Source organism: Pseudomonas sp. 43(2021), from assembly GCF_017490805.1.
Taxonomy (GTDB): domain Bacteria; phylum Pseudomonadota; class Gammaproteobacteria; order Pseudomonadales; family Pseudomonadaceae; genus Aquipseudomonas.
The window spans coordinates 1-1718 of sequence record NZ_JAFGYJ010000069.1; the positions used below are offsets into that span (position 1 = coordinate 1).

Genomic DNA, 1718 nt, shown 5'->3' on the forward strand with positions numbered 1-1718 from the left:
CTCCCCGTATACAGACAACGGATAACGGTAAGCAGAACACCTATTTCTCCTCACTGGATAACATGGTTGCCCAGGGCAATGTTCTGCCTGTTCTGTACGGGGAAATGCGCGTGGGGTCACGCGTGGTTTCTCAGGAGATCAGCACGGCAGACGAAGGGGACGGTGGTCAGGTTGTGGTGATTGGTCGCTGATGCAAAATGTTTTATGTGAAACCGCCTGCGGGCGGTTTTGTCATTTATGGAGCGTGAGGAATGGGTAAAGGAAGCAGTAAGGGGCATACCCCGCGCGAAGCGAAGGACAACCTGAAGTCCACGCAGTTGCTGAGTGTGATCGATGCCATCAGCGAAGGGCCGATTGAAGGTCCGGTGGATGGCTTAAAAAGCGTGCTGCTGAACAGTACGCCGGTGCTGGACACTGAGGGGAATACCAACATATCCGGTGTCACGGTGGTGTTCCGGGCTGGTGAGCAGGAGCAGACTCCGCCGGAGGGATTTGAATCCTCCGGCTCCGAGACGGTGCTGGGTACGGAAGTGAAATATGACACGCCGATCACCCGCACCATTACGTCTGCAAACATCGACCGTCTGCGCTTTACCTTCGGTGTACAGGCACTGGTGGAAACCACCTCAAAGGGTGACAGGAATCCGTCGGAAGTCCGCCTGCTGGTTCAGATACAACGTAACGGTGGCTGGGTGACGGAAAAAGACATCACCATTAAGGGCAAAACCACCTCGCAGTATCTGGCCTCGGTGGTGATGGGTAACCTGCCGCCGCGCCCGTTTAATATCCGGATGCGCAGGATGACGCCGGACAGCACCACAGACCAGCTGCAGAACAAAACGCTCTGGTCGTCATACACTGAAATCATCGATGTGAAACAGTGCTACCCGAACACGGCACTGGTCGGCGTGCAGGTGGACTCGGAGCAGTTCGGCAGCCAGCAGGTGAGCCGTAATTATCATCTGCGCGGGCGTATTCTGCAGGTGCCGTCGAACTATAACCCGCAGACGCGGCAATACAGCGGTATCTGGGACGGAACGTTTAAACCGGCATACAGCAACAACATGGCCTGGTGTCTGTGGGATATGCTGACCCATCCGCGCTACGGCATGGGGAAACGTCTTGGTGCGGCGGATGTGGATAAATGGGCGCTGTATGTCATCGGCCAGTACTGCGACCAGTCAGTGCCGGACGGCTTTGGCGGCACGGAGCCGCGCATCACCTGTAATGCGTACCTGACCACACAGCGTAAGGCGTGGGATGTGCTCAGCGATTTCTGCTCGGCGATGCGCTGTATGCCGGTATGGAACGGGCAGACGCTGACGTTCGTGCAGGACCGACCGTCGGATAAGACGTGGACCTATAACCGCAGTAATGTGGTGATGCCGGATGATGGCGCGCCGTTCCGCTACAGCTTCAGCGCCCTGAAGGACCGCCATAATGCCGTTGAGGTGAACTGGATTGACCCGAACAACGGCTGGGAGACGGCGACAGAGCTTGTTGAAGATACGCAGGCCATTGCCCGTTACGGTCGTAATGTTACGAAGATGGATGCCTTTGGCTGTACCAGCCGGGGGCAGGCACACCGCGCCGGGCTGTGGCTGATTAAAACAGAACTGCTGGAAACGCAGACCGTGGATTTCAGCGTCGGCGCAGACGGGCTTCGCCATGTACCGGGCGATGTTATTGAAATCTGCGATGATGACTATGCCGGTATC

Annotated in this window: 1 protein-coding gene and 1 pseudogene; both read left to right on the top strand. The window is 56.9% G+C overall.

Features of this window, described 5'->3' with window-relative positions; all coding sequences use genetic code 11:
• A pseudogene (locus tag J5M71_RS25830) lies at window positions 1-191 on the top strand (tail assembly protein); the annotation flags it as partial.
• A 60-nt stretch (window positions 192-251) separates the two neighbouring features.
• A partial coding sequence (locus tag J5M71_RS25835) for a host specificity protein J (protein ID WP_207838252.1) occupies window positions 252-1718 on the top strand: 1467 nt, incomplete at its 3' end.